Origin of the sequence: Pseudoduganella violacea (assembly GCF_014191875.1) — a bacterium.
GTDB lineage: Bacteria > Pseudomonadota > Gammaproteobacteria > Burkholderiales > Burkholderiaceae_D > Rugamonas > Rugamonas violacea_A.
The window spans coordinates 137,894-145,871 of the sequence record NZ_JACHXD010000014.1 but is presented as its reverse complement, the minus strand read 5'-3'; the positions used below and the strand labels follow the sequence as shown (position 1 = coordinate 145,871).

The following is a 7,978-nucleotide window of genomic DNA, read 5'->3' as shown; positions in this document are numbered from 1 at the left end:
CATGGCCGATGGCGAACAGTGGGGATGCCGCTATTGTCTCAGGTCCGACTGCCGCGCGGAGCAGCGCCTGATGAATTAATCAGTGCTTCCCTAGCATGAAAACATAAATGAAAATATAGAAACTCAATCAGTCGGCAGGAAAATTTCCATCAGACGGCCTAAAATTTCATAATTTCACAAAAAATTATTGTTTGATCTGAAGAATGCTTCATCTACATTGACATATATTAGTTGTTAATACCTTAGCATTAGAAATATTTTATTGTGGTCTTGAACAGATAACAGCCCCGCATTTTTGACGGGGCTGTTCCTTACAGGACTCGCAAAAAGGCCACCAGATCGGCCTTCTCTTTCTCGTCCAGCTTTGTCTCCAGCACCAGGTTGAAGAATTCCACCGTATCTTCCAGCGTCAGCAGGCGGCCGTCATGCAGATACGGCGGCGACTCCTTGATGCCGCGCAGGGGGAAGGTCTTGATCGGACCATCGCCCACCATGGTGTGGCCGGCAATCGTGCGCGGCTTGTAGAAGCGCTCCGTCTTCAGGTTGTGCATCAGGTTATCGGTGTAGAACGGCGGCGCGTGGCAACTCACGCATTGACCCTTGCCGTGGAAGATGGTCTGGCCGCGCAGCTCGGCCGCCGTCGCCTTCTTCGGATCGAGCTTACCGAAGACATCCAGCTTGGGCGCGGGCGGGAAGTCGAGCAGGGACTGGAATTCGCTCATGAAATGCACCTGGCTGCCGCGCTCCAGAATATTCACGCCCTTCTTGGTGGCGATCACCGGATCGCCGTCGAAATAGGCGGCGCGCTGTTCGAATTCGGTGAAGTCCTCGATGGTTTTCAGGCCGCGCTGGGAGCCGAACAGGCGCTGGATATTCACCCCGCGCAAAGTCGGCGTCTCGATGCGATGGCGGAAAGGCTGGGGACGGATATCGCCGACCAGATGGGTCGAACCATTCGTATGTCCATTCGCGTGGCAATCGAAACAGGCCACGCCCCGGCTGGGTTTCGTCGAACGCCGGTCCTCGGTCTGGTTGAACTGCTGCTGCGGGAAAGGCGTCAACAGCAGGCGCAGGCCTTCCAGCTGCTTGGGATTCAGCGTACCGTTGAAGATATCGTAGAAGTTATCGATGGTCAGCTGTTTGCCCTTGGAGACGTCGCCCAGATCCGGCCGCGTGGTCAGGAAGATCGGCGCCGGGAACTCAGGCAGGAAATGGTCCGGCAAGTCGAATTCCAGATCGAAGCGGTTCAGGTCGCGCGCCTCCTGCTTCAGGATTTCGTCGATATGGAACTGCGGGAACAGCATGCCGCCTTCCGGATGGTTCGGATGCGGCAGCGGCAGGAAACCGGTCGGGAACAGGTCGCGGTTACGGACCTCGTCGGGACTGAGCGCCGCCAGCTCGGCCCAGCTGGTGCCGCGCGGCAGCTTGACGCGCACGCCCTCCTGCACCGGCTTGCCACGGAACATGGTCACGCCCGGCGCGGCCTTGTTGGACAGGTCGTAGCGCCCCGCCAGCAACTCGGCCTGGCGCCGCATCAAGCCCGCCTTGGCGGCCTTCATGCGCTGGTAAGTGATATTGAAGTCTTCCTTGGCCACCACCGGCATATAGCTCGATGGCGGCGGCTGGCCCTTGTCCTGGGTATGCACCAGGCCCGGAAGGATGGCGATTGCGACGGCGACACTGATGCCTACAGCGGTCTTGCGGGTCTTCATGGGAACCTCCGCTCACTACTGATGAGTTATCAATCTTGTCAATATGCCCAAGCGTTATTAAACCATAAAGTTCGATTAAATCAATGGCTGAGTTTAATGAATTTGCGCAATCTCAAAAAATCCTCATTCTTGGCATGAATCGCTTCCCGCCATAAACTTGACTATCAGCAACAAAGTATTTCTTAAAATAAATATGCTTCGGGATACACTACCGAGGAGTTTTATCATGCCTTACATCCTTCAAGTAACGGAGCCGGAAATATCCGCAAAGGAACGCTATGCCAACGCCAAGGAAATACCAAATGTGTTGAAGCATGCCGCTATCTATTTGAGCCATGGCAAAAATGGTATAGTTGCCTTGAATCAATGGAATAGCAAAGGTAGAGTCAGTAGACGAACCATTCGCTTTAATACTAAAAGCTATTCACGTAGTAATGAAGGCACAACATATTATGTGATTGAGTAAACATCATCATGCACAAGATATCGCTCTATCTAATTGTCCCAGCCGCCCTTGTCCTTTTCGCGCGCACATCATCTGGGGAAATATTAAACTGCCCGCCTCAGATCCAGACTCATCCGAAGGCAAACGAGGTTGCAGGTTGGGAAATGTTAGCCGAACCCGCCCAGCACTACTTTGAGAATGCCGGAATTTACTCTGGCCATCCGCGAGAGCAGGCTTCCCTGGTGCCGGATGAGCAAGTCGGCGCGAAAAAACTAACTGCACGCTGGTCTTTGCCTCCCAACAGCCAACATGCTTACTGGCTGGGATGCAGCTATCGTGGCACCACGGTAATGGCTGTCCGCCAACTCGATTCACACTACCGCTCCTGCAGTATTGAGTACGCAAAACGGCGCGGCAGCGGGCTGGAAATCAAGCAAATCCAATGTAACTAATAAGCTTAGACCATCGCCCCCAAGGCCTGTTCGATATCGGCGATCAGATCATCCGGGTCTTCCAAGCCGATATTGAAGCGCACCAGCGTACCCTCTTCCTTCCAATGGCTACGCATGGCCTGGATGCGGTAAGGCACGCATAGGCTGTTGGCGCCGCCCCAGCTATAGCCGATCTTGAACAGCTTGAGCGAATCTACGAAGCGGTCGGTTTGCGCTTCGCTGAAGCGCGCATCGAACAGCACCGAGAACAGACCGCCCGCGCCGCTGAAGTCGCGCTTCCATATCTCGTGGCCGGGACAGTCTTCGAAAGCCGGATGCAGCATCTTGTGGATTTCGGGGCGCGCCGCCAGCCAAGTGGCGACCTTGCGCGCGGCCGCGTCGTGCGCGTCGAAGCGCAGCTTCATGGTGGGCAGGCCGCGCAGCACGAGGTAGGCGTCGTCGGCACCCACACCAAGGCCAAGGCGCATATGGGCCATGCTCAGGCGCTCATGCAGGCCATCGTCACGCGTAATCAGGGCGCCCATCAGCACGTCGGAGCCGCCCGACTGGTACTTGGTCAGCGCCTGCATGATGATGTCCACGCCCAGATCGAAACCGCGCAGGGCAAGGCCGGCCGACCAGGTATTGTCCAGCGCGACCACCACACCACGAGCATGCGCGGCGGCGCAGATGGCGCGCAGGTCCGGCACCTCCATCGTCACCGAGCCGGGCGCTTCGGTCCAGATCAGCTTCGTGTTGGGCTGGATCAGCTGGGCGATGCCGGCGCCGATCATCGGATCGTAATAGCGCGCGCTGATGCCGAAGTCGCGCGCCAACCAGCGGCCCAGCTCCCGGTTGGGGTTATACACATTGTCCGGCAACAGCACATCGTCGCCCGATTTCAGCAGCGCGAAATCGACCATCGAAATCGCCGACAAGCCGCTCGGCGCCAGCAGGCAATGCTTGCCATCCTCGATTTCGGCCAGGCGCGCTTCCAGCGTGAAAGTGGTGGGCGTGCCGTGCAAGCCGTAGGTATAGGCGTTCTTCTCTTTCCAGTCGCCCGAGCGCATGGCCGCCACATCCTTGAACAGCACAGTCGATGCGTGGTGGATGGCGCTGGGGAAAGCGGCAAAGCCTTCGGGGGCCGTGTAGTCAGTGTGGATCAGGGCAGTTTGCAGGGACTTGGTCTTGTTCATGGGGCGAGAAAAGAAAAAGGCGGACCGGCCTTATGCCGATCCGCCTTTCATTGTACTGTCTCCGCGTCGAGAAGCGCCGCTTAAGCTTCGCCCCACAGATCGTGGGCGTCGGCCTTGGTGATTTCCACGTCATAGAACTGGCCCACGGCCAGCTTCTTGTGCGGCTCATAAGGCTTCTTCACGTAGACCACGCCGTCGATTTCCGGCGCATCGGCGGCGGAACGGCCAATCGCGCCGCTCGGGGTCAGCTCGTCGATCAGGACCTTGACGGTCTTGCCGACCTTGGACTGCAGACGCTTGCGCGAAATTTCTTCCTGCAGCAGCATGACGCGGCCGCGGCGTTCTTCACGCACCTCTTCCGGCACCGGATTTTCCAGCTCATTGGCGGTTGCGCCTTCGACCGGCGAATAGGCGAAGCAGCCCAGGCGGTCGATCTGCGCTTCCTTCAGGAAGTCCAGCAGGTATTCGAATTCGGCCTCGGTTTCGCCAGGGAAGCCGGCAATGAAGGTGGAACGGATCACCAGATCCGGATTCATCGCGCGCCAGGCCTGGATGCGCTCCAGATTCTTCTCGCCGGAGGCTGGGCGCTTCATGCGCTTCAGCACATCGGGATGGGCGTGCTGCAGCGGCACGTCAAGGTAAGGCAGGATATGGCCGCCGCTCATCATCGGAATGATTTCATTCACGTGCGGATACGGGTAGACATAGTGCAGACGCACCCAGGCGCCGTACTGCTTGGCCAGCTGGCCCAGGGCTTCGGTCAGCTGGGTCATATGGGTTTTCACGGGACGGCCATTCCAGAAGCCAGAACGGAACTTCACGTCGACGCCATAGGCCGACGTATCCTGCGAAATCACCAGCAGCTCTTTCACGCCGGCCTTGAACAGGTTCTCCGCTTCCAGCATCAGTTCGGCGATCGGACGCGATACCAGATCGCCGCGCATCGACGGGATGATGCAGAAGGAGCAGCGGTGGTTGCAGCCTTCCGAGATTTTCAGATAGGCGTAATGCTTGGGCGTCAGCTTGATGCCTTGCGGCGGCAGCAGGTCGATGAAAGGCTCGTGCGGCTTGGGCAGGTGGGTGTGCACCTCGGCCATCACCTCGCCCACCGCGTGCGGACCGGTCACGGCCAGCACTTTCGGATGGACCTTCTGGATCAGGTCTTTGCCATCGGCATCCTTCTTCGCGCCCAGACAGCCGGTCACGATGACCTTGCCGTTTTCCGCCAGCGCCTCGCCGATCGCATCCAGCGACTCCTGCACCGCGGCGTCGATAAAGCCGCAGGTATTCACGATCACCAGGTCGGCGCCATCGTAGGACTTGGCGGTTTCATAGCCTTCAGCGCGCAGCTGGGTCAGGATCTGCTCCGAGTCAACCAGAGCTTTGGGACAGCCGAGGGAAACGAAACCGACTTTGGGCGCGGCGCCAGCGGATGCTGCCTCAGTACCGGCCTTGGGAATACGGGAAATGGAGTGCATGGCAATTGCAAAGAAAATTCGAGCGAATCGGCAATTATACCAGAACGCCCGACTGCCGAGCCCGTGTCCACCCTGGTGCCAGGCACCGATCGGACACGGAGTCAGCTGTGGAAGAGCTAGTGAGTCCGGCTCCATTGCTCAGCTCGTGTCCCCTTGGTGCCTGGCACCAAGGTGGACACGGGGTCAGCGGTAGAGGGGATTACTTCTTGTCGGTGGGGGGGACGGCGAAGGGGAAGGCGGCGCCGAACAGGGACTTACTCTGGTTTTGCATCTGCTCTTGCATCTGCACGAACAGGCTCTTGCTCTGGTCGATGTAGTTGTTCATCATGCCTTGCATGATCGGCGCTTGCACGTTCATGAACTGGGTCCACATTTCCGGGCTGAAGGGCTTGCCGTCGAAGTTGGCGGCGCCGGCCGTGAACTTGCGCTGGATTTCGGCGAAGGCCTGGATGTTCTTTTCCAGGTAAGAACCCATCATGCCCTGCATGGCGTGGCCATAGTAGCGAATGATCTGGGCCAGCACATCGGTCGAGAACATCGGCACGCCGCTGGCTTCTTCTTCCAGAATGATCTGCAGCAGAATGCTGCGCGTCAGATCTTCATTGGTCTTGGCGTCGACCACGGTGAAGTCTTCGTTATCGAGCACCAATTGCTTGACGTCGGTCAAAGTGATGTACGAACTGGTCTGCGTGTCGTAAAGACGGCGGTTAGGGTATTTCTTGATCAAGCGTTCAGCACTTTTCTTTGCACTACTCATCACAAGTCCACTTATTGCGCCGCAGCGCGTACTTTGTTAATCCGAAAAAAAAGCGAACAGAGGTTCGCTTTTCACAAGCCTGCGACCCTATTATAGAGTGAAAAAATCGCGGCGGGCAGTTCACGTTATAAGTTTTGCGCGAATATTGATGTTTATTGCAACGCAACTCTAATAATTGTATTGCAATAACATGTGTATCCGTACAGCACTGCCGCCGCGTTGCGCTTATTCCGCCTTGGTCTTGACGTAGCGTCCCGGCGCGGCTTCGATGGGCTTGTATTTGGTATTACCCAGTTTGCTGCGCGCTTTCACGCGCTTGCCGCCGTGCTCGGCCAGGAAGGCGGCCCATTCCGGCCACCAGCTGCCCGGCTGCTCGGTGGCGCCGGCGAACCAGCTGTCGGCATCCTGGCCGAGTTTGCCGTCATTGGTCCAGTAGCTGCGCTTTTTCTTGGCCGCCGGATTGATCACGCCGGCAATATGGCCGGAGGCGCCCAGGACGAAGCGGTTGGCTTCGGGCTTGCCCGGATTCAGCAGCGGCACCGAACCGTAAGCCGATTGCCAAGGCACGATATGGTCTTCGCGCGAACCGTAAATAAAGGCTGGCGCGTCGATATTGGCGAAGTCGATTTTTTCGCCGGCCACGGTGAGCTTGCCGGCCACCTTCAGATTGTTTTCCAGATAGGTATTGCGCAGATACCAGCAGAACATCGGCCCCGGCAGATTGGTCGAATCGGAATTCCAGTACAGCAGGTCGAATGGCGGCGGCTCATTGCCTTTCAGATAATTCGACTGCACATAATTCCACACCAGGTCGTTCGGACGCAGGCTGGAGAAGGTGCTGGCCAGGTCGCGCCCCGGCATCAGGCCGCCATCGCGCAGGGTTTGCTCGCGCAACTGCACTTGCGCCTCGTCGACAAACACGTTCAGGATGCCGGTGTCGCTGAAGTCGAGGAAGGTGGTCAGCAGGGTCAGGCTGGCGGCTGGATGTTCGCCGCGCGCGGCCAGCACGGCCAGCGAGGTCGACAGCAAGGTGCCGCCGACGCAGAAGCCCAGCATATTCAACTGCTCCTGCTTGCTGATGTCGCTGGCGACGGCGATGGCGCGCAAGACGCCCTGCTCCACATAATCGTCCCAGCTGGTTTTCGCCAGGCTGCGGTCGGGATTGCGCCAGGAGACGAGGAAGACGGTATTACCCTGTTCCACCGCGTAGCGCACCAGGGAATTTTCCGGCTGTAGGTCGAGAATATAGTATTTGTTGATGCAAGGCGGCACCATCAGCAGCGGGCGCTCATGCACTTCGGCTGTCAGCGGCGCATATTGCAGCAGCTGGAACAGCTCGTTTTCAAACACCACCTGGCCTTCGGTATTGGCCAGGTTGCGGCCCACTTCAAAGGCTTTTTCGTCCGACAGCGAGATATGGCCTTTCTGGATATCGCCCAGCATATTGGCCAAGCCTTTGGCCAGGCTTTCGCCCTTGGTCTGGATCAGTTTTTCCTGGGCTTCAGGATTAGTCGCCAGGAAATTGGCGGGCGACATGGCATCCACGATCTGCTGCACGGTAAAGCGGATTTTCTGCTTTTGATGGGAAGTCGTTTCCAAAGCGTCGGCCATGGCGCCCAGGAATTTCGCGTTCAGCAGGTATGATGCGGCGTGGAAGGCGGACACCGGATTGCCCAGCCAGGCGGGCGAGGAAAAGCGGCGGTCATTCACGGCAGGCGCTTTGCCCGCCAGGAATTCCTGCCACAGCAGGCCAAATTCCGCCATGTAGTCGTTTTTCAACTGGTCCATCACGTCGGGCCGGATCACGGCGCCAGCGTCGCGCAGCATGGCGGCGCCGGGCATGGCATCCATTTCCGGCATCATCTTGAACCAGGATTGCCATTGATTGGGATCGCTGAATTGCGCTAACCAGTCGGTGGCAATGGCTTGCGGATCGGGCACATTCATGTTTAAGTCCAT

The 7,978-nt window shown here is 57.9% G+C and carries 7 protein-coding genes; 2 read left to right on the top strand and 5 right to left on the bottom strand.

All coding sequences use genetic code 11. The features are described 5' to 3' along the window. Positions 1-311: 311 nt before the first annotated feature. Complete coding sequence (locus tag FHS03_RS21555; protein ID WP_183442987.1) at positions 312-1,712, bottom strand: cytochrome B6; 1,401 nt, start codon at positions 1,710-1,712, stop codon at positions 312-314. Between the two features lie 226 nt (positions 1,713-1,938). On the opposite strand from FHS03_RS21555, the gene FHS03_RS21550 reads away from it, so the two are divergent. Both FHS03_RS21550 and FHS03_RS21545 read left to right on the top strand, forming a co-directional pair. Further along, positions 1,939-2,178, top strand: coding sequence for a BPSL0067 family protein (locus FHS03_RS21550; RefSeq protein WP_183442986.1), 240 nt, complete (start codon positions 1,939-1,941; stop codon positions 2,176-2,178). A gap of 8 nt (positions 2,179-2,186) precedes the next feature. Further along, on the top strand, positions 2,187-2,609 hold the full coding sequence (locus FHS03_RS21545) for an STY0301 family protein (protein WP_307729563.1): 423 nt from the start codon (positions 2,187-2,189) through the stop codon (positions 2,607-2,609). A 5-nt stretch (positions 2,610-2,614) separates the two neighbouring features. On the opposite strand, the gene FHS03_RS21540 is transcribed toward FHS03_RS21545, so the two are convergent. The 4 genes from FHS03_RS21540 to phaC form a co-directional block, all read right to left on the bottom strand. Continuing rightward, positions 2,615-3,784 carry a cystathionine beta-lyase gene (locus FHS03_RS21540; protein ID WP_183442984.1) on the bottom strand — a complete coding sequence of 390 codons (1,170 nt, stop codon included), beginning with the start codon at positions 3,782-3,784 and terminating at the stop codon, positions 2,615-2,617. 80 nt (positions 3,785-3,864) lie between these two features. After that, on the bottom strand, positions 3,865-5,262 hold the full coding sequence (gene rimO / locus FHS03_RS21535; RefSeq protein ID WP_183442983.1) for a 30S ribosomal protein S12 methylthiotransferase RimO: 1,398 nt from the start codon (positions 5,260-5,262) through the stop codon (positions 3,865-3,867). Positions 5,263-5,461: 199 nt separating this feature from the next. Then, complete coding sequence (phaR, locus tag FHS03_RS21530; RefSeq protein WP_183442982.1) at positions 5,462-6,019, bottom strand: polyhydroxyalkanoate synthesis repressor PhaR; 558 nt, start codon at positions 6,017-6,019, stop codon at positions 5,462-5,464. Between the two features lie 225 nt (positions 6,020-6,244). Then, positions 6,245-7,966: a class I poly(R)-hydroxyalkanoic acid synthase gene (gene phaC / locus FHS03_RS21525; protein ID WP_183442981.1), complete on the bottom strand. Its 1,722-nt coding sequence runs from the start codon at positions 7,964-7,966 to the stop codon at positions 6,245-6,247. Positions 7,967-7,978: the final 12 nt, after the last annotated feature.

What these genes read in the sequence shown, in the direction of transcription:
- FHS03_RS21555 (WP_183442987.1), bottom strand. Translation starts at nt 1,712, where the DNA reads ATGAAGACCCGCAAGACCGCTGTAGGCATCAGTGTCGCCGTCGCAATC.
- FHS03_RS21540 (WP_183442984.1), bottom strand. Translation starts at nt 3,784, where the DNA reads ATGAACAAGACCAAGTCCCTGCAAACTGCCCTGATCCACACTGACTAC.
- rimO (WP_183442983.1), bottom strand. Translation starts at nt 5,262, where the DNA reads ATGCACTCCATTTCCCGTATTCCCAAGGCCGGTACTGAGGCAGCATCC.
- FHS03_RS21545 (WP_307729563.1), top strand. Translation starts at nt 2,187, where the DNA reads ATGCACAAGATATCGCTCTATCTAATTGTCCCAGCCGCCCTTGTCCTT.
- phaC (WP_183442981.1), bottom strand. Translation starts at nt 7,966, where the DNA reads ATGAATGTGCCCGATCCGCAAGCCATTGCCACCGACTGGTTAGCGCAA.
- phaR (WP_183442982.1), bottom strand. Translation starts at nt 6,019, where the DNA reads ATGAGTAGTGCAAAGAAAAGTGCTGAACGCTTGATCAAGAAATACCCT.
- FHS03_RS21550 (WP_183442986.1), top strand. Translation starts at nt 1,939, where the DNA reads ATGCCTTACATCCTTCAAGTAACGGAGCCGGAAATATCCGCAAAGGAA.